Source organism: Desulfoluna sp. HI9BLuna, assembly GCF_056829775.1.
This window is the reverse complement of record NZ_CP186555.1, coordinates 3326651-3347073: the sequence shown is the minus strand read 5'-3', so window position 1 is coordinate 3347073 and position 20423 is coordinate 3326651. Positions and strand designations below refer to the sequence as shown.

Annotated in this window: 15 protein-coding genes; 10 read left to right on the top strand and 5 right to left on the bottom strand. The window is 60.6% G+C overall.

Annotated features, from left to right (window positions below; translation table 11 throughout):
- Nucleotides 1-228: 228 nt before the first annotated feature.
- From recN to yedF, 3 genes are all read right to left on the bottom strand, one after another.
- Nucleotides 229-1938 (bottom strand): DNA repair protein RecN, encoded by a 1710-nt coding sequence (gene recN, locus ACOYW0_RS13540; protein ID WP_482414400.1) that lies wholly within the window; start codon nt 1936-1938, stop codon nt 229-231.
- A 191-nt stretch (nt 1939-2129) separates the two neighbouring features.
- Nucleotides 2130-2483 carry an Hpt domain-containing protein gene (locus ACOYW0_RS13535; RefSeq protein ID WP_482414399.1) on the bottom strand — a complete coding sequence of 118 codons (354 nt, stop codon included), beginning with the start codon at nt 2481-2483 and terminating at the stop codon, nt 2130-2132.
- Between the two features lie 216 nt (nt 2484-2699).
- Nucleotides 2700-3293, bottom strand: coding sequence for a sulfurtransferase-like selenium metabolism protein YedF (yedF, locus tag ACOYW0_RS13530; protein WP_482414398.1), 594 nt, complete (start codon nt 3291-3293; stop codon nt 2700-2702).
- A gap of 402 nt (nt 3294-3695) precedes the next feature.
- Between yedF and ACOYW0_RS13525 the strand changes: the two genes are divergently transcribed.
- The gene (locus tag ACOYW0_RS13525) at nt 3696-4628 is read left to right on the top strand and encodes a tetratricopeptide repeat protein (protein WP_482414397.1); all 933 of its coding nucleotides are present in this window, start codon (nt 3696-3698) and stop codon (nt 4626-4628) included.
- Nucleotides 4629-4674: 46 nt separating this feature from the next.
- Nucleotides 4675-5853, top strand: a complete 1179-nt coding sequence (locus ACOYW0_RS13520) for a TraB/GumN family protein (protein WP_482414396.1) — start codon at nt 4675-4677, stop codon at nt 5851-5853.
- Between the two features lie 199 nt (nt 5854-6052).
- Here ACOYW0_RS13520 and purN read toward each other — a convergent pair whose 3' ends face one another.
- The gene (gene purN, locus ACOYW0_RS13515; protein WP_482414395.1) at nt 6053-6823 is read right to left on the bottom strand and encodes a phosphoribosylglycinamide formyltransferase; all 771 of its coding nucleotides are present in this window, start codon (nt 6821-6823) and stop codon (nt 6053-6055) included.
- Nucleotides 6824-6992: 169 nt separating this feature from the next.
- Between purN and ACOYW0_RS13510 the strand changes: the two genes are divergently transcribed.
- The 7 genes from ACOYW0_RS13510 (at nt 6993) to parC (ending at nt 16066) form a co-directional block, all read left to right on the top strand.
- Entirely contained in the window at nt 6993-8204 is a 1212-nt protein-coding gene (locus tag ACOYW0_RS13510) for an EAL and HDOD domain-containing protein (RefSeq protein ID WP_482414394.1), read from the top strand.
- Nucleotides 8205-8712: 508 nt separating this feature from the next.
- Nucleotides 8713-9039, top strand: a complete 327-nt coding sequence (gene trxA / locus ACOYW0_RS13505) for a thioredoxin (protein WP_482414393.1) — start codon at nt 8713-8715, stop codon at nt 9037-9039.
- 179 nt (nt 9040-9218) lie between these two features.
- The gene (trxB, locus tag ACOYW0_RS13500; protein ID WP_482414392.1) at nt 9219-10139 is read left to right on the top strand and encodes a thioredoxin-disulfide reductase; all 921 of its coding nucleotides are present in this window, start codon (nt 9219-9221) and stop codon (nt 10137-10139) included.
- 3 nt (nt 10140-10142) lie between these two features.
- The gene (locus tag ACOYW0_RS13495) at nt 10143-10811 is read left to right on the top strand and encodes an outer membrane protein assembly factor BamD (RefSeq protein ID WP_482414391.1); all 669 of its coding nucleotides are present in this window, start codon (nt 10143-10145) and stop codon (nt 10809-10811) included.
- Nucleotides 10812-11089: 278 nt separating this feature from the next.
- Nucleotides 11090-11284: a 50S ribosomal protein L28 gene (gene rpmB / locus ACOYW0_RS13490; RefSeq protein WP_180137520.1), complete on the top strand. Its 195-nt coding sequence runs from the start codon at nt 11090-11092 to the stop codon at nt 11282-11284.
- A gap of 518 nt (nt 11285-11802) precedes the next feature.
- Entirely contained in the window at nt 11803-13716 is a 1914-nt protein-coding gene (parE, locus tag ACOYW0_RS13485) for a DNA topoisomerase IV subunit B (protein WP_482414390.1), read from the top strand.
- 64 nt (nt 13717-13780) lie between these two features.
- Nucleotides 13781-16066 (top strand): DNA topoisomerase IV subunit A, encoded by a 2286-nt coding sequence (gene parC / locus ACOYW0_RS13480; RefSeq protein ID WP_482414389.1) that lies wholly within the window; start codon nt 13781-13783, stop codon nt 16064-16066.
- Between the two features lie 546 nt (nt 16067-16612).
- Here the strand turns inward: parC and ACOYW0_RS13475 are convergent.
- On the bottom strand, nt 16613-17497 hold the full coding sequence (locus tag ACOYW0_RS13475; RefSeq protein ID WP_482414388.1) for a DMT family transporter: 885 nt from the start codon (nt 17495-17497) through the stop codon (nt 16613-16615).
- Nucleotides 17498-17907: 410 nt separating this feature from the next.
- On the opposite strand from ACOYW0_RS13475, the gene ACOYW0_RS13470 reads away from it, so the two are divergent.
- Nucleotides 17908-20112, top strand: coding sequence for a DUF4388 domain-containing protein (locus tag ACOYW0_RS13470; protein WP_482414387.1), 2205 nt, complete (start codon nt 17908-17910; stop codon nt 20110-20112).
- Nucleotides 20113-20423: the final 311 nt, after the last annotated feature.

The following is a 20423-nucleotide window of genomic DNA, read 5'->3' as shown; positions in this document are numbered from 1 at the left end:
ACGCATTTAGATTTTTGCCTCCGGCGGCCCTGCCGGGGGCCAAACTTTTGAAAAGTTTGACAAACAGGTTTTGTTTTTTGAGGATGCGTCCCTACAAGGCATAGCCCTCTTCTTTTTTATTACCGGAACGTTTTTGCGAAGCTTTTTTCAAAAAGCGACCCGCCGGAGGCAACTGAATGTTTAAATGCGTTGCCCCCAAGACCGGTGCCTTACTTTAGGCCTTAGCCCTTACCCGGCTGTTTCCAGCATTTCACGGGCGTGATCCAAGGTGGCGCGGGTCACTTCGACCCCGCCGAGCATGCGGGCCATCTCGTCCACGCGCCCCTCTTCGGAGAGGGGGGTAATGGAGGTGCAGGTGCGCCCGGACACCACCTGCTTTTCGATGCGGTAGTGGTGGGTACCGAACTTGGCGATCTGGGGCAGGTGGGTGATGCAAAGCACCTGGTGGTGGCCTGCGATCTCCTTGATCTTCATGCCCACCACTTCGGCCACGCCGCCGCCGATGCCGGAGTCCACCTCGTCAAAGACCACGGTGCCCACGGCGTCCCCTTCGGCCAGGATGGTTTTCACGGCCAGGACCACGCGGGAGAGCTCGCCGCCCGAGGCGATCTTGGCAAGGGGCTTTTCCGCCTCCCCCACGTTGGGGGCGATCATGAAGACCGCGCGGTCCATGCCGGTCTCTCCCATGCGGACCCCTGCGGGGCCTTCGGCGGTGCCGCCGGACTCCGCGCCCAGGGGGGCAACGGCCACATGGAACCTGGCCCGGGGCATCTCCAGGTTTTTCAGCTCTTTTTCCACCAGAGAAGAGAGTTTGCCCGCGGCCTTTTGCCGCTTTTCCGAAAGGGTCAGGCACAGGGCATGGAGGGTTTCACGGGCCTCGCTGATGGCCGCCTCCAGGCCTTCCATCTCCACCTCCAGATTTTCCAGGGCCGCCAGTTCGGCCTCGATGACCTGTCGGCGATCGATGAGTTCCGAAAGATCGGCGGAAGCGCCCACATACTTGCGCTTGAGTTTGTTGAGAAAGTCGAGGCGCTCTTCGGCGGCGTCCAGGGCTCGCTCGTCCACGGTGATGCCGTCGCGGTACTGCTGGAGGTTCCGGGAAAGGTCTTCCACCCGGTAGCAGAGCTCTTCGGCTTCGGACAGAAGGGGCGCCATGCCGCTGTCGGCTCCGGCCCCTTTCTCCAGCTCCTTTTTCAGCTGGGTAACCTGCTCGTAGACAGCGCCCTCGGCGGTATACAGGGTGGCCACCCCGTCGCCTGCCGTGCGCAACAGGGACTCGGCGTTTCTCAGGCGCACCCGTTCGGATTCGAGGAAAGTGTCCTCCCCCGGCTCCAGGGCTGCGGCGTCCAGCTCCTCTTTCTGAAAACGCAGGAGCTCTTCCTGCTCTTGCTGGCGCTGTTTCAGGGCCTCTTTTTTGCGGAGGGTTTCAAGGAGGGGCGCCAGGGCGTGGTAGGCCTTTGCCACCTTATCGCGCAGGGGCATGAGCCCTGCAAAACGGTCTAGGAAGAGGAGGTGGAGTTCCTCCTTTAAGAGGGCCTGGTGTGCGTGTTGACCGGAGATGCTGGCAAGGTTTTCCGTGAGTTCGGCCAGGAGCTGCATGGTGGCAAGGCGACCGTTGATATAGACCCGGTGACGGTCCGTGGCCGAGATTACCCGGCGCACGAGGAGCCCTTCGGCAGGGTCGTGCCCCATGGCGGTGAGCCTTTCGGCGGTGTCGCTCCCTTGCGGAACGGCAAAGTGCCCCTCCACCTCGGCTGCGGCCTCTCCGGTGCGTACAAGGGACGCGGAGGCCCGGCCTCCGAGAAGAAGGTTCAAGGCGTTGATGATGATCGACTTGCCCGCGCCGGTTTCCCCGCTGAGAACGGTCAGTCCCTCGTCGAACGAGATGGAAAGATCATCGATGATCGCGAAATGTCGAATGGAAAGTTCTGTGAGCATGGGCGATGCCTTCCCCCCCGGAATTGACGTAATGTCCACAATACACAGCAGCCCGCCCAAGGCATGGGGCGCCGGTATGTTATGTCACAGCATCCCGTCTTTGTAAAGCAGGCCCGGGGTGGACAACACAGGGAGGCCCATGAGAAAAGGTGGGACCAGCGGCAACGATAACCTCTTGAAACACCGGGTCTTCAGTTCATGAAGCCCTTGAGAAAGGCCCACAGCTTGCCGCACTCCAGCTCCAGGTCCGCCAGCTTTGACTCCAGCTCATTGAGCTGGCCTCCCCGGCCCGTTTTTTCCAGTTCAAAGGCCGCTGCAGCTGCGGGGCGTGCCGCGAGGTAGGCGAGGCTCCCTTTCAAGGCGTGTGCGGCCCTCTCCAGGGACTCGCCGTCCCCTTTGGCCGAGGCATCACGGATGGCCGCAATCATTCCGTCGTATTCCCGGGAGAAATCCACAAGGCACTCCCGGATCAATGTCCGGTCGCCGCCCATGATGTCCATGAGCTCGTCAACGTCGATGGGAGCCTCGTCGTGGGTTCGTTTCATGGATGAGGGGGTTCCTTCGCGTAAAATCGCATAAAAGGGGGAGACCCTACGGGGCCAACCCGTTGAAACGTCAGACAACCATCCCTGCCACTTCCCTGAATGTCTTTCTGGCAAAAAAGTATACCGAAGCCTTTTCACGGGGTCAAAACAAATCATGGGCGCGGCAGGAGCCGAACCCATGAAAGCAAACCCTCACCCACCTTGCATCGCCGGGGGTCAGATATTGATCACCTTGTCCGCCACCTGGAGGCTGGTGACGATATCAAGCATGTTGGTGGTAATGCCCGCGCCCTTGTCCTCCATGAGGCCGAAGTGTTCGAGGCAGGTGCCGCACACCAGGAGGCTGACTCCGCTTTTCTCCAGGGCGGAGAGCTCGGCCAGGGTCTCGGTGTCCCGGCAGACAAGCTTGACGCCCTCGTTGACGAGCATGATCCGCCAGAGGCCGTCCCCCATCTCGGGCAGGGTCTTCAGAAAGTTGAGCATAAGCTTGCCGCCCAGGTCCAGATCCCCGGTGCCGATGGTGTTGTGGGTGATCATCACCAGGACAGCCCCTGTAGAAGCGGGCCCTTCGGAAGCCGCGGGTGACGCCCCGGCTTCGGTGCGTCGGCCGGAGACGGTAAAGAGGTCGTCCCCTCCTTCCGTGGCCACGGCAAAGCCCTGGCCTTCCAGAAAACGAGTCACATTTTCCGCCGCAGCCCTGTTGTCCACCTGTACGGCGAGATCAAGGCAGTCGGCGGTTTCTTCCAGATACGCCTTGGTGCGAATCACGGGCTGGGGACATGCCAGCCCTTTAAAATCGAGTGTTTCCATGATATTCCTTCATCGGGTGTCCGAAAACTGTCAACGCCATGTATCACGGGCACGACGCGGCCCGTCCGAATTGCATAATCTCCGCCCCAAAGGGCCCTGTCCAATTGTTTCTATCGATACAAATCCGCGTATCCATAGACAGCATCCCTACCGGGTCCTCCGGAGTTTTTTGGTGACAGGGTCAACGTGATGGGTGTATATATGATGGCCTTGCATTGCAGGGTGTTGGAGCCCCACCACATACTATATACCGGGCTTCCTCGCATGCCGGGCGCATGATCTTGTAGAGAGTGGCCTTGGGATGCCTTATTACTTGAACCCATCGCCGCCCCGCTCGACGCCCGTGATGAGCCACACAAATCACTGCCTCGGTTCACGCTGATCACAGGAGGTAACATACCCATGAAACCCCTTGCGCTGTTCATATCGGTTGCGATCCTCGCCGGATGCTCTGCCTGCGCCACCGGCGGCAAGCCCCCTGCGCCCACCAATCCGTTCTATACCAAGGGCGCCCGTGCCGTGGAGACCGGCGACCGGCTCGCCATCCAGGGTTGTTCCCAGAAGGCGGTGGAGAGTTACTTCAAGGCAGTGGAACTCTTTACCCTGGCCGACGACCAGGACGCCCTGGCAGCCTGCTTCAACAACCTCGGCAACCTCTACCTGGAAAACGGGCAGGAAACAGAGGCCCTGGTCTATTACGAACAGGCCCTGTGGCTCCACGGCAACAGGGACAACACCCGGGGCGAAGTCCGGGTGCTGACGAACATGGCCGCTGCCCACCTGATGGGCGGGTCTGCGATTCTGGCGGAGAACCGGCTGGACCTGGCAGACAGCAGCGCCCTTGAGGCGGGGTTCTCCTGGCCCCAGGCACAGGTCGTGCGGGCCAACCTCATGCGGGAAACCGGTGACGCCCAAGGGGCACTGGCCATGCTTCAGGCCCTTGCCCAAAAAGAGCAAAACCCGCCCCCCGCGTTCGAGGCCTCCCTGAACGTGGCCCTCGGCAAATGCCACCTTTACCTGGGACGTTTTGACGAGGCTTTTACCGCCTTCTCCAACGCCCTCAAGGCGGACCAAAAACGGGGCGCCCTGCTCCGCATGGCCGGAGACCTTCGGGAAATGGGCCGCTGCCTGGCGCTCATGGAGCAATCCGAAGACGCGGCCTGGCACCTTCAACGGGCCCTTGGCATTGCCCTGCTCCTGGGCGACGAAACCGAACAGGAGATCACCGAAGCCATGCTGATCGACCTTCCCGGGGAAATAGGCAGCACGCCCGTCCCCGATTACTTTTTGGAGCGTTGGGCCCAGGGCGACAGCAGCGCATCGCCCTGCGACTGACCCGGAACCCCACTGACATGTGAACCACAAGGGATACCTTAGTATAATGGAATCGACGGAACAAAACACAGAGATGGTCAAACGCCTGACGCGCGACGGCAAGGAGTACATCATCATCGGCACCGCCCACGTCTCCCGCGAAAGCGCCGAACTCGTGGAGCGCGTCATCGAAGAGGAGAAGCCCAACGCCGTGTGCGTGGAGCTCTGTCAGGCCCGCTATCAGTCCATGACCGAACGGGACGCCTGGCGTAACATGGACATCATCAAGGTGATCCGGGAGAAGAAATCCTTTCTCCTCCTGGCCAACCTGCTGTTGGCCTCGTTCCAGAAAAAGGTGGCTGAAAAATTCGACATCCGCCCCGGTGAGGAGATGATCCGCGCGGTGGCCAAGGCAGACGAAGTGGAGGCTGAGCTGGTGCTCGCCGACCGGAACGTCCAGACCACGTTGTCCCGGGCCTGGCACTCCATGGGCTTTTTCAAGAAGGTTTCCCTGCTCTTCCAGATGCTTCTTTCCGTGGGCAGCGCCGACGACATCGAAGAAGAGGAGATCGAAAAGCTCAAGAACCAGGACATGCTGGAGAGCGTGCTGGAAGATGTGGGCAAATCCCACCCGGCCCTTCGGGAGATCCTCATCGACGAACGGGACCGCTACCTGGCCCACAACATCCGCCACGCGGCCGGAGACAAGGTCGTGGCCGTGGTGGGGGCAGGCCACCTGCCCGGCATCCTGCGCTACTTCGACAACACCATCGATATTACCACCTTAGATGAGGTCCCCCCGCCGGGAAAGACCGGTAAGGTCCTGAAGTGGGGCCTGCCCCTTCTGGTCACCGCCCTGATCATCTACGGGTTTTCCAGTGGCGGCGCCGAAGCCGGTGCCGGCATGATGGGCTGGTGGATCGCCGCCAACGGCATCCTGGCCGGTATCGGGGCCATCATCGCCTTCGGCCACCCCGCCACCATCGCCTCGGCGGTCCTTGCCGCTCCCCTGACCTCCCTGAACCCCATGGTGGCCGCAGGCTGGGTCTCCGGCCTCGTGGAGGCCTTTGTGCGCAAGCCCAAGGTCATGGACTTCGAGAGCCTGGGGGACGACATCCTCTCGGTCAAAGGCTTCTGGCGCAACAAGGTAACCCGGGTCCTCCTCGTGGTGGTCTTCACCAACCTGGGCAGCACCATCGGCACGGCCGTGGCCCTGCCCATGATGGCCCGAATCCTCAACGGATAAAGAGCAACAAATGCCTCCGGCGGCCCTGCCGGGGGCTAAACTTTTAAAAAGTTTAACAAACAGGTTTTAAGAACCGTATCGATTCATTCGAAGAGGTTCGTATATTGATCGACATCGCCTTACAAAACACAAAAGGCCACGACCATGCAGTCGCACGGACGTGGCCTTTTATATTTTTCTACCAAGCGTTTTCGGCAGATCAATCCTTCTCGGGGAGAATCTCCACCACGCGGGTGCCTTCACGCTCCACAACATTCAGGCGGCCTTCGGCGTAAAGACGGATACATTCGGGGAAGAGGCGCCACTCTTCGGCCAGGCCTTTTTTCTTGACGGCGTCCAGGTCGTCGCCCGGCTCAATGGCAAAACTGCTCTGGCCGATGATGGGGCCGGAGTCCTCGCCGTAATCCACGAAGTGGACGGTGCAGCCCCCCACCTTGCAGCCGTAGCGGAAGGTGTCCCCGTAGCCGTCGGTGCCGGGGAAGGCGGGGAGAAGGGCCGGGTGGATGTTCATGATGCGGGGCCGGTTCGGGTCGGTGTTGAGGGCATCGATAAAATAGGGGGTCAGGACCCGCATGAACCCGGCCAGCACAAGCAGGTCGATCTTGTAGGGTACCAGGGCGGCCAGCAGGGCCGATTCGGCCATGGCGCGCTTCTCAAGGAAGGCCCTCAGGGAGTCCGGATCACTGCCTTTCATCAGGCTCTGGCGGGCTGCCACGGTCTCCAGGCAGAAATCCTCGGGCAGGGGAGCCCCGTCCCGCCAGCGGCCAAAAAGGGCACCGTAATCGGTGACAAAGGTGGGAATGCCCGCCTTATCGGCCCGTTGCAGGCCGCCTGCATCGGGGTTGTCCGAGCCCACACAGGCGATATTCACATCCAGGTCGCCCACGGCCACGGCATCCATAATCGCCTGGAGGTTGGACCCTCCCCCAGAAACCAACACACCGATGTTCATCTTAGAATTCCCTTTCATCCGACTCCTTTACCTGGTTTTATCGTGCGGTCCCGCAGCAAAACACCTCTCTCGGGAGCGACCATCTCTTTTTCTTTTGACCGCCCCTCGCTGTTTCCCTATACTTTCGGCTCTTGCACAGACACCAGGGTTCGACCAGGTTCAACGGCACACCGGGGAGTAACGACAGATGGATACCCATATAGCACGGCAACCGATCTTTGATACACGCACGCAGGTCTACGGTTATGAGCTTCTCTTTCGAAACGGCAGACACAATGCCATGCCCGAAGAAATGGACGGGGACATGGCCACGTCTCAGCTTCTCTCCAGCAGCTTCTTTACCATAGGCATCGACACCTTAACAAACGGAAAGTATGCCTTTATCAACTTCACGGAAAAACTGATAAACGACGGAATCCCAAGCCTTTTCCCCCTGAAACAGACCGTCATCGAGGTGCTGGAAACCGTACCCGCCACCCCCAAAGTCGTGCGCGCCCTGGCCGAAGCCCGGGCCCGGGGGTACACCGTGGCCCTGGATGATTTTGTGCTGGACGCCGCCTCCAGCCCCTTCCTTGATGTGGCCGACATCATCAAGGTGGACCTTTTGGACACCCCGCCCGAGAAGGTGGAAGCCCTGGCGCGCTCCGCCCGGAAAAGGGGGATCACCCTTCTGGCGGAAAAGGTGGAATCCCGTGAGGTGTTTGCCTGGGCCGCCGGGCTGGGCTTCAGCCTTTTCCAGGGGTACTTCTTCTGTCGGCCGGAGATCATCTCCGGCAAAGAGATCCCCGCGTCCAACCTCACCCTGCTGCGGCTGGTGGCCGAGATCAACCGCTCCGACGTGGATGTGGAAGCCGTGGAACGCCTCGTGGTGACGGACGTGGCCATTGTGTTCAAGCTCCTCTCCCACCTGAACAGCGCCTGGTACGGCCTCAAGCACCCCGCTTCCTCCCTGCGGGAAGCCCTTCGCATGCTGGGCCTTGACGAGGTGCGTCGGCTGGTGGGCCTCATCGCCATGGGGAACATCGCCTCGGACGTCCCCGAAGAGCTGCTGCGCGTCTCAGCGGTGCGCGGGCGCATCTGCGAGCTTGCCGTGGGCCATTCCAGCCTTCGGACCGACCCTGCGGAGCTTTTCACCCTGGGGATCTTCTCCCTCATCGACACCATTTTGCATCGCCCCATGAAGGAGGTGCTCAGCCACCTGCCCCTCTCCCCGGCAACCGTGGCGGCCCTCACCAGCGGCACCGGCCCCCAGGCCCCCTTCCTTCGGTTTGCCAGGGCCTTTGAACAGGGCCAGTGGACTGAAATGGCCAGGGAGGCCCGCACCGTCAACCTTGCAGAACATCACATCGGAAAGATCATCACAGACACCCTCACCTGGAACCAAAGCCTTCCGGTGTAAGGGGATCCGGTACAGGGCAAACGCATTTAGATTTTGCCTCTGGCGGCCCTGCCGGGGGCCAAAAACGTTTGAAAAATCTAACAAACAGGTTTCGTTTTTTTGGGCGTGTCTTGATTACCGGAACGTTTTTATGGAGCTTTTTTCAAAAAGCGACACGCCGGAGTCAACGGAATTGTTAAAGGTGCTGGCCCTGGAGTCCGGTACAAGGGGCCTTTCCCATTCGCGCCAAAGAAGGTATACTCAATGAAATCCAGGCCCCGCAAAAGCCAGAGCGTGTAACAACATCGCCGGCCCGCAGCCCGGCACCAACGCCCACCCCATATCGAGGCCCCCATCTACCGGGGATGCCGACGTTTTTTACGCTGCCTCAAGCCGCCCCGCCCGTCGGAGGATTCACCCACCCGGGATTCCCGAAGGGGGCCACTTGACAAGCCCGTGAAGCGTAAATATATTTCAACGCAAAGAAAATCATCGAAAAACAACCCATATCAAGTAAAGGAAAACGATCATGGCTGAAGGTATCCTCAATATTACAGATGACACGTTTGAAACTGAAGTGATGAGCGCCGACCTTCCCGTTGTTGTGGACTTCTGGGCCCCCTGGTGCGGCCCCTGTCGAGCCATCGGTCCCATCATCGAAGAGCTCTCCGGCACGTACGACGGCAAAGTAAAGTTCGTAAAATGCAACGTGGACGACAACCCCCTTTCCCCCAGCCGCTATGAAGTGCGCGCCATCCCCACCCTGCTCTTTATCAAGGGCGGCGAGGTTGTGGACACCATCACCGGCATGACGGCCAAGGCAAAGCTGGAAGAGACCATCGGCAAGCTTCTCTAAGACTGACCCGATGACCGCGCCCTGCACAGCGCCCCGGCCCGGGGCATGATCCGCAGAACACGCGCAGGCATCATACGGACGGAGCACGTCCGGGCGTATACGCGGCCCGCTCTTTTCGCCGGATGGCAAAGGAACGGGCCGCACCGTCATCAGTGCCCCGTCGATTCTGGATGGAAGACATGGCAGAAAACAACTACGACCTGATCATCATCGGCGGTGGCCCCGCCGGCCTCACCGCAGGCATGTACGCATCCCGCGCACGCCTCAACACCGTCCTGGTTGAGAAAGCCGCCACCGGCGGCCAGGTTCTCATCACCGACTGGATTGAAAACTATCCCGGCTTTCCCGAGGGCATCAGCGGTCCCGACCTCTCCGACAAGATGCTGGAGCAGGCCCGCCAGTTCGACCTCAAATTCGAATACGGCGAGGTGGAAAAGGCCGAACTCGAAGGCGAGGTGAAGTCCATCACCGTCGGGGGCAAGGTCCTCACGGCAAAGACCATTATCATCACCACCGGGGCTTCCCCCCGCACCCTGCACGTGGGCGAGGATAAATTCCACGGCAAGGGCGTCTCTTATTGCGGCACCTGCGACGGCCCCTTCTTCAAAGACAAAACCGTCGTGGCCGTGGGCGGGGGCGACACCGCCGTCCAGGAGAGCCTCTACCTCACCAAGTTTGCCAAAAAGGTCTACCTGGTCCACCGACGCGACCAGCTCCGGGCCGCCAAGATCCTTCAGGAGCGGGCCCTGGCCAGCGACAAGATCGAAATGGTCTGGGACTCCGTGGTCACCGGCCTGGACGGATTCTTCGGGCTTGAAGGCGTCACCGTAAAAAACGTGAAGACCGAAGAAGAGACGAGGATCGCCGCGGAAGGCTGCTTCATCTGGATCGGTATTCTGCCCAACACCGACTTTCTGGGCACTGCCCTGGACATGGATGAGTGGAATTTCATCAAGACCGACGCCAACATGGCCACCAACATCCCCGGTGTGTTTGCCGCAGGCGACGTCCGGAGCACCCCCCTGCGCCAGATTGCCACGGCAGTGGGCGACAGCGCCATTGCCGCCACCTCGGCTGAACACTACATAGAAGGGCACTGATCCATGAAGCGTCTGATCTCCCTCGTACTCATCGCCTTTGTTACGCTCGCCTTTGTCTCCTGCGGTTCCAAGACCAAAGAAGAGAAGCTGGCCCCGGAACTGGCCGAAGACGCCAGGGTCCAGTTTGAAAAGGAACGCTACGAAGAGGCCATCAAGATCTACACCAAACTCAGGGACTGGTACCCCTTTGACAAGCTGGCCGTGGAGGCGGAGTTCAACATCGCCGAGGCCCACTTCAAAATGGAAGCCTACGACGAGGCCGCCATTGCCTACGAAGAGTTTGAAAAGCTCCACCCCCGGCACGAGTCCATTGACTACATCATCAACCAGCAGGCCCTTTGTTACTTCAACCGGCTGGACACGGTGGACAGGGACCAGGCCCAGGCCATCAAGGCGATCTCCATCTTTACGCGCCTGATCAGGCAGTACCCCGAGAGCGCCTATGTGGATGAGGCGAAGAAAAAGAGGGAGGTCTGCCTGAAGAGCCTTGCCGGTCACGAAATGTACGTCGGCCGCTATTACCTGAAGAACAAAAAGTACAAAAGCGCCCTTCACCGTTTCCAGACGGTAATCGACGCCTACGCCGGCCTTGGGTATGACGAAGAAGCCCAGAAGCTGGCGACTCAGTCCCGGGAAAAGCTGGCCGAAGAGGAAGCCAAGGACGCCGAATAGGCCTGTTTCCCCTTGCGGTCACCCCCGTAAGCAACCCGCAGGAAGCAAAAGGGCGGGCGCTGAAGCGCCGGCCCTTCTTCCCGTTTGATTCGAAGCGATAAAAAGGCTTTACACGGCCTGACTTTTGTTTTATACAGACTCGTTATTTTTTTACGTCACCTGACGCCTTGACGGGTTCGTAAAAAAGAGCCGGTAAACCACTTGTGTCTTGCCGAATGGATATCCGGCCCTACCGGCCGTTTTACAAAGCCATCAACGTGAAAAAAGGAGTGTGCAACATGTCCAAGATGTGTGAAATATGTGGCAAAAAGCCGATGGTTGGCAACAACGTGAGCCACGCCCACAATGTCAACAAGCGCCGTTTCAATCCCAACCTTCAGAACGTTCGTGCCCTCAAAAACGGCACCGTGAAGAAGATGACCGTATGCACCAGCTGCATCAAGTCCGGCAACGTGATCAAAGCCGCCAAGTAGTGGTTTTCGCTCAGGCTTGATTGACCGGTTCATAACGCGTTCGGTGGGTGGGTCCCGACTCCGGCACAAAGAATTTGCCGCGCCGGCAGACCTGCCTTTTTGCCGTTGGAACACCGCCTGACACCGACCGCCGCCGATCCCGTCATCATCCCACGTACCGCCCGCAGAAGACCTCAGGCTCTCTTGACGCCATCAGCACCCATTCGAGAGAGCCTGTAGTGTTTTCATCCGCCCTTCCCAGCTTCACAACCCGTCGTTATGTCTCACGATAGGTCCCTGCCCTTCCCGTCCCCACAAAAAAATTGCGAAAACTTCAAAAAAGGTTATGATACCGAAACCGGAGCGCCATGGCGGCCATCTTTGGTGCTGCCTTCCACGGCCGGCCTTCGTCACCAGCGGCCCATCTTCCGGTATCGGCAAACCCCACGGCACACGCGGCACGCGCCGCCCCTGCCGGATGTATCCCTTGCGTTTAAAAGACGTTGAATCGGATTTTCTAGGAGTGTTGTTTCACCACTATGGACTTGCATGAAAAACGATATGATGCGGATGCCATCGAGGTCCTCAAGGGCCTTGACCCCGTCAGGCGCCGTCCGGGCATGTACACCGACACCGACCGCCCCAACCACCTGGCCCAGGAGGCCATCGACAACAGCGTGGACGAGGCCATCGCCGGGTACGCGGACAAGGTCTCGGTGGTGCTCTATGAGGACGGCTCCCTGGAGGTAAGCGACAACGGACGCGGCATGCCCGTGGACATCCACCCCGAAGAGGGGATCACCGGTGTGGAGCTCATCATGACCCGTCTCCATGCCGGCGCCAAGTTTTCCGGCAAGAACTACACCTTTTCAGGCGGCCTTCACGGGGTGGGTGTCTCGGTGGTCAACGCCCTGTGTACCCGTGTGGAAGTAGAGATCCGGCGGGACGGCAAGAAGTACGCCATCGCCTTTGAGCACGGAGAGACAGTCTCCCCCCTGACCCAGATGGGAGAAGTGGGCCGGAGAAACACCGGCACCACGGTCCGGTTCTGGCCCGACGCCAGCTACTTCGACAGCGCCAAATTCTCGGTGAGGCGACTCATCCACATCCTCAAGGCCAAGGCCGTTCTCTGCAAAGGCCTCACCGTCTGCTTCCGGGACATCCCCGGGGGAGAAAAGCACCGCTGGTATTATGAGGACGGCCTCTCCGCTTACCTCACCGAAAGCCTGGGCGACTTAGAGCAGGTCCCCTCCCCGCCCTTTATCGGAGAGCTGGAAGGGGACAGCGAAGCCGCTTCCTGGGCTGTCACCTGGCTCCCCGAAGGGGGCACCGTGGTGGCCGAGAGCTACGTCAACCTCATCCCCACGGCCCAGGGCGGTACCCACGTCAACGGCCTGAGGAGCGGCCTGCTTGCCGCCTTGAGGGAGTTCTGCGACATCCACAAGCTGCTGCCTCGGGGCGTGCGCCTGGCCCCTGAAGACATCTGGGAAAACTGCGCCTACGTTCTCTCCGTAAAAATGGCCGATCCGCAATTCTCGGGCCAGACCAAGGAGCGCCTCTCCTCGCGTCAGGTCGCCGCCTATGTCTCGGGCATTGCCAAGGACGCCTTCAGCCTCTGGCTCAACCAGAACACGGCCGAAGGGGAGTTCCTGGCCGAGATGGCCCTGGCCAGGGCCCAGAAGCGCATGAAAGCCGGTAAAAAGGTGGCGCGCAAGAAGATCACCCAGGGCCCGGCCCTTCCCGGTAAGCTGGCCGACTGCGTGGAGACCGACATCGCCCGCACCGAGCTCTTCCTGGTGGAGGGTGATTCCGCAGGGGGCTCGGCCAAACAGGCCCGAGATCGCCAGACCCAGGCCATCATGCCCCTGCGCGGCAAGATCCTCAACACCTGGGAGGTGGAGCCCGAGATGGTTCTTAACTCCAAGGAGATCCACGACATTGCCGTGGCCCTTGGCGTGGACCCCGGCTCCGACGACCTTAAGCAGCTACGCTACGGCAAGGTGTGCATTCTGGCCGACGCGGACTCCGACGGCCTTCATATTGCCACCCTGCTCTGCGCCCTGTTCCTCAAGCACTTCCGCCCCCTGGTGGAAGAGGGCCATGTGTATGTGGCCATGCCGCCCCTCTTCCGCATCGACATCGGCAAGGAGGTGCACTACGCCCTGGACGAGTCGGAAAAACAGGTCATCCTGGACCGCATCGCCAAGGAGAAGAAACGCGGCACCGTCAACGTGGTGCGATTCAAGGGCCTGGGCGAGATGAACCCCTTGCAGCTCCGGGAGACCACCATGGCCGAGGACACCCGGCGGCTTCTCCAGCTCACCACAGGGGACGAAGACGACGCCCCGGACGCCCTGTTCGACATGCTCCTGGCCAAAAAGCGCGCCTCGGACCGCCGCAACTGGCTGGAGACCAAAGGCGACCTCGCCGAAGCCAACACCCTGGTGATATAAGTATCCCCTGAGGCCGAACGCCTGCTTTTGCAAACGGTTTTCTCCATAGAAGGCATTTTTCTAAATGAAGCACGAAACACATTTCACCGAAGAGGGTGGCGAGCAGCAGCCCATTAAATATTTTGCCGAGGATGCGTACCTGGAGTACTCCATGTACGTCATCCTCGACCGCGCCCTGCCCCACATCGGGGACGGGCTCAAGCCGGTCCAGCGACGCATTGTCTACGCCATGAGCGAGCTGGGGCTCAAGGCCACGGCCAAGTACAAGAAGTCGGCCCGTACCGTGGGCGACGTCCTGGGCAAGTTCCACCCCCACGGGGACTCGGCCTGTTACGAGGCCATGGTGCTCATGGCCCAGGATTTTTCCTATCGCTACCCCCTGGTGGACGGCCAGGGCAACTGGGGGGCCCCTGACGACCCCAAATCCTTTGCCGCCATGCGATACACCGAGTCCCGCCTCTCCCCTTACGCCCAGGTGCTTTTAGACGAGGTGGGCCACGGCACGGTGAACTGGATCCCCAACTTCGACGGCACCCTTCAGGAACCGGCCGTGCTTCCGGCCCGGCTGCCCAACCTGCTTTTGAACGGCACCACGGGTATTGCCGTGGGCATGTCCACGGACATCCCGCCCCACAACCTCCGGGAGGTGGCCGATGCCTGCGTGCACCTTCTCTCCCACCCCGAGGCCGACACCCGGGACCTCCTTGAACACATCAAGGGCCCTGACTTTCCCACGGAGGCCGAGATCATCACCCCGGCCGAGGACCTGCGCAAGCTCTACGTCACGGGCCACGGCTCCGTGAAGATGCGGGCGGTGTGGAGCCGGGAAAACGGGGATATAGTCATCACGGCCCTGCCTTACCAGGTCTCAGGGGCCAAGGTCATCGAGCAGATCGCCGCCCAGATGCAGGCCAAAAAGCTGCCCATGGTGGCGGACTTAAGGGACGAATCCGACCACGAAGCCCCCACCCGCATCGTGGTGGTGCCCCGTTCCAACCGTATCGACAGAGAGGCCCTCATGGACCACCTCTTTGCCACCACGGACCTGGAGCGCAACTACCGGGTGAACATGAACGTCATCGGCACCTCGGGCAAGCCTCAGGTCAAAGGGCTTGTGCAGCTCCTCTCCGAATGGCTGGAGTTCCGTAAAGACACGGTCACCCGCCGCCTCACCCATCGCCTGGAAAAGGTGAGAAAGCGCCTTCACATCCTAGACGGCCTGTTGGTGGCCTTCCTCAACATCGACGAGGTCATCGCCATCATCAGAAACGAGGACAAGCCCAAGCCCGCCCTCATGGAGCGCTTCGGACTCACCGACCAGCAGGCAGAAGCCATCCTGGAGCTGCGCCTGCGCCACCTGGCCAAGCTCGAAGAGATGAAGATCCGGGGCGAGCAGGAAGAACTCGCCAAGGAGCGGGACGAGCTGGAAAAGATCCTCAGTTCAGGCAAGCGCCTGGTCAAGCTCATCCAGAAAGAGATCAAGGCCGACGCCAAGCTCTACGGCGACGACCGCAGGTCCCCTGTGGTGGAGCGCCAGGAAGCCCAGGCCCTCTCGGAAAAGGACCTCATGCCCACGGAGCCCGTGACCCTGATCCTCTCCAAGAACGGCTGGGTCCGCTCGGCCAAGGGCCACGACGTGGACCTGTCCCGCATCAAGTACAAGGCAGGGGACGAGCTCCTCTGCGCCGCTGAAGGCAAAAGCTCCCAGTTCGCCGCCTTCATCGACTCCACAGGGCGAAGCTACAGCCTGGAGTCCCATACCCTGCCCTCGGCCAGGAGCCATGGCGAGCCCCTCACCGGCCGCTTTGCACCGCCTTCAGGGGCCACCTTCCGGCACATGGTCACCGGAAGCCGCAAGGACCTTCTCCTGATGGCCTCGGACGCCGGGTACGGATTTATTGCCAAGTTCGGCGACCTCCTGAGCAAGAACAGGGCGGGCAAGGCCCTTCTCACCCTGCCTGCCGCAGCCTCGCCCATTCCGCCCCTTGCCGTCCCCACCCTGGACGACACCCTGCTGGCCGCCATCACCAGCGAGGGCCGCATGATCATCTTCCCCTTGCGGGACCTGCCCATGCTCCCCAAGGGCAAAGGCAACAAGATCATCAACATCCCGTCGGCAAAAGCCAAAGCCGGAGAAGAGCTGGTCATCCGCCTGTTCACCCTGCAGAAAGAGAGCAGCATCATCATCTACGCGGGCAAGCGCCACCTCACCCTCAAGCCCGGCAACGTGGCCGAATACATGAGCTCCCGTGGCTTACGGGGCAAAAAACTCCCCCGCGGCTACCAGAAGGTGGACCGCGTGGAAGTCAAGGAACCGGAACAGCCCATGCTCCTCACAGACCCGGATTGATCCAGCCCTCCGCCCCCCCCTTTTCAACAAATAACGCCCTGCCCCCCACCGGCAGGGCGTTTCTTTTCCCCTTTTCCCCTTTTCCCCTTTTGCCCTTTTGCCCTTTTGCCCTTCACCTTTTGCCTTTCGCCCTTAGCCCTTCGCCTCCCCCAACAAAAAACGTCCCGCCGACACCGACGGAGCGCTTAAACTCACCATTCACCATTCACCCTTTAGCCTTTCGCCCTTAACCCTTCGCCTCCCCCACCCCCAACAAAAAACGCCCCGCCAACACCGACGGAGCGCTACCACTCACCACTCACTATTCTCTATTCTCTATTCACCCTTTAGCCTTTCCCCCTTAGCCCTTCACCTCCCCCTCCCCCAACAAAAAACGCCCCGCCAACATCGACGGAGCGCTACCACTCACTATTCTCTATTCTCTATTCACCCTTTAGCCTTTCCCCCTTAGCCCGTCACCTCCCCCTCCCCCAACAAAAAACGCCCCGCCAACATCGACGGAGCGCTTCCCCCCACAACTCCCTATCCCCTATCCCCTATTACCTGTTACCTGTTTTTCCTGCCCCCCTTCCACCTCTCCGACACCACCATCCCCAAAAGAATCAGCGCTGCCCCCCCGTACTCCATGCGTCCCATGGCCTCACCGGCCAGGACCCAGGCAAACAGGGCGGCAAAGACCGGCTCCAGGCAGAAGATCAGGGCAGTATCCGAAGGGGAGACCCATTTCTGGACCGTGGTCTGGATAAGAAAGGGAAGGACAGTGGCCAGAAAGGAGCACAAAATCAGGGCCACGGCGATCTCCGGTTTCCAGGAGAACAGGGGCTGGCCCTTGGCAAGGGCTGCGCCCCCGCAGAGCACGCCGATGGTCCCCAGTTGGACCACGGCAAGCCAGTAGCTGTCGCACCGGGACGCATAGCGGCCGGTGTAGAGGATGTGCAGGGCGAAAAACACGGAGCAGGCCAGGGCAAGGAGGTCCCCCCGGTTCACATGGGCGAGGCCTTCGCCGCCCAGGAGCCCGCACATCAGATAGATTCCGCCCACGGCCAGGATCGCGCCCACGGCCTTGGGGGCTTCCAGGCGGCGTTTGAGCAGGGGCACGGCCAGGATGGGTACCCACACCACGTTCAGGCCCGTCAGAAAGGCGGTGTTGGATGCTGTGGTGTCGATGAGGGCCACGGTCTGGAGGGCATAGCCCATCACCACCAGCCCCCCCAGAAGCACGCCGCGTCCCAGGGTGTAAGCGTTCAGCGGGGCCTTGGCCAGGGGCCGCGCCACAAACAGAAGCCCAAAGGCCAGAAGGAACCGCTGGGCGAGGAAAAAGGCGACCGGAACATCGTCCAGCGCCTCTTTGATCACGGTAAAGGTCATTCCCCAGAAGAAGGCCACCAGAACCAACCCGGCCATGCCCACGAGACGTTTGTTGCCGTTCATGCATCACTCCATCAAAAATCAACTGACTGTATATCAACGCTGCGCTGTGCCGGGGGCCCCGAGAGCGCCCCGCAAAAACGTACCCGGCCCCTTCCATACACCATGGAAGGGGCCCGAAAGAATTGAGTCTACACCATCTTTGGCCGTGGCTGTTAACCAATTTTCATCCTGCCGCCCATGGCGGTGGACCGATTGACACCAACATGCCGATCTGATAGTTTATTTCCTAGTCTATCAACCCGCAGATCCTGCCCAACAGCCCAGGATTTTGAGCCCAAGACACACCGGGACGGATTCTCGCCAGAATTCCTGCATCGTAACCCACCGGGATACCGCTGCAAAACCGGATTTTTTCTTTCCCCCCCAGCCACAAGGGGATTCACGCGTCATTCAAGGTGGTAACCGAATCGATGAAGATTGAAGTTGGAGGCCAGATACAGGGGATTTCCCTCAGCTCATTTCTGCAGATCGTCCAGATGGACAAGACATCCTGCACGCTGAAAATCTACGCCAATGATGACGTCGGCTACCTCTGGATCAACGACGGCAACCTCGTGGCCGCCGAATCCGGAGCCCTCCACGGTCTCGACGCGGTGTACGAAATCATCTGCTGGGACGACACCGTCATTGTCATCGACAACGCCCCGGCCCCAGAGCACAATATCACCACCCCCCTTCTCACCATCCTCATGGAGGGCCTCAAGCTCCGCGACGACAAGGCGGCCAAAGCCGCCGCAGAAGGAACACCACCCGCCCCCGGCCCCACAGCCCCTTCCGTGGACGACCAGATCGCCATGGAATTTGTCATGGAGGAGAAACCCGAACCCGCAGCTCCTCCGGGTGACCTCCCTCCCCTGCCGGACCTGCCCTCCATGCCCGATGCAACACCGCCTGCCATGCCGGTGACCGCCTCGCTCTCTCCGGGCGTGGACCTGGAACTGGACGAAGATCCCGGGGACGAGGAGGCCGAGGAAGAGGGCGACGGCTCCTGGGTCTATGAATACGAGGATGAGGACCTGGAGGAGCCGTCCAGCCCCATCCGCACCATTCTCATTGTCTTCCTTGCCTGTGTCGTCATCGGCGGCGGCGCCTTCGGCGGCTACATCTGGTACCGTGCCCACACCCTGGAGACAGAATTCAACACCCTCATGGCCGACCTGGCCTCCATGAAGCAGTTCCGGCAGCAGAAGGCCCTTCTGGAGTCCTATCTCAACAGCCATGTGATCAACCGGTTCACCCTGCAGGTCACCGAGCGCCTCAATGAGGCAAATGCCCTTATGGAGATGGACCGCCGCATCGACACCCTGCCGCGGGACGGGGAATTTATCGACACCTCCGTGGGCATGATGAAGAAACACCTGAAGGAGAACCAGGGCACCCCCTTTGCCACGGCCATCCGATCCAAGATCAAGAGCCTTCCCGCCCAGCTGGACGACCTGGATTACCAGAAACTCCGCCAGGCAGAAGACCGCAGCGCCCAGGAGCGGCTTGGGCTCTACCGGGCCTACCTCTCCGATCACCCCAACGGCAAACACATCCGACCGGTCACCAACCTGGTGGCATCGGTGAGCGACGACTATTACCTGATGCTCAAAACCAAGGCCCCCACCTGTTACAAAACGGAGAACTGGGAACCCTGCATTGCCCTGGCCGACACATTCACCGCCGAGTTCCCCGAAGACAGACGCTTCAACGAAGTGTGGCTGATGCGCGGCGAGATGATCGACACCATCGAGTTCAACAGGCTGAAACGTGAGACTGCGGGCCTCTCCTTTGAAGATGCCCGGGCCATGTACATCTCCTTCCTCCAGAACAATCCCCACACCACCCAGGCCTCGGAGATCAGAAAAGAGATCGCCTCCCTCGCCCGAAAAGCGGACCAGCAGGGTCAGTGGAAAGAGGTCAGGACGGTTGCGGACAACCCCAAGAACCCCATCTCTGTTCGCATTCAGGAGGTGGAGCTCTACATGGATCGCTACCCGGACGGCGCCTTTATCAAGGAGGCACGGGCCTTGAAGGGTGAGCTGGAGTCCCAGAGGGGGCGCCTCCTGGCAGAGGAGCAGGCCTCCCGCCAGACCCTCCTGGCCCGCCAGGCAGAGGCCCGGCGCCTGGAAGAAGAGAAGAACCGCCTCCTGGCCCAGCAGCAGGCCCAGGCCGACGCCCGGCGCAGACAGGAGGCTGCCGCTCGCATTGCCACACGGGAAGCCGAGATCCGCACCCTTCTCCGGGACAAGGGCAACCGATTCCTGGACCACAGAAACGGCACCTTCACGGACACCCAATCCGGCCTCACCTGGATGATCCTGGACTCCAGGAACTTGGGGAATAGCTGCATGCCCTTTGCCTCGGCAAAGGCCTGGGTGGAGCGCCTCTCCATCGGCGGATTCACAGACTGGCGCATCCCCCTGCCCAACGAGCTGGCCCTGCTTTACAACGGCAAACCCTACTACCCCACCAGCGGAGCCCCGTGGTACTGGACCTCGGAACTGGAGACCGGGGCCTGGGGCACCAGCACCGAAGCCGTCACCTTCAACCCCAACAACAAAGAGAGCTACGTCCGGGAAGCCCATCCCCTGACCGGCTGCGGCTTTGTTCATGCCGTTCGGACCCCCTGACCCCCTGTTCAACACGCTGATAACGCGGAAAAGGGGGACAGTCGACCCGCCTGAGGCGTGAAAAGGACAAGCTGAAAACCGTGAATTGAATTTTCATTTTTGGAAATATCTGCGTTTCACACGGGAACCGGACCCCATGATGCTTTATTCCTTCTCCCGGCCCGTCTTTTCATGAAATCTCCGGACGAACGCTTTTGTTTGACACCCTCCTTCAAGTGTGAAAAAGTTTTTGCCCAAGGGCCTTGCCCCCCATCCCCTGCCACCGGCCACACCGTGCGCGCCACGGGGAATTCCCACCATTCGGTCTGTTA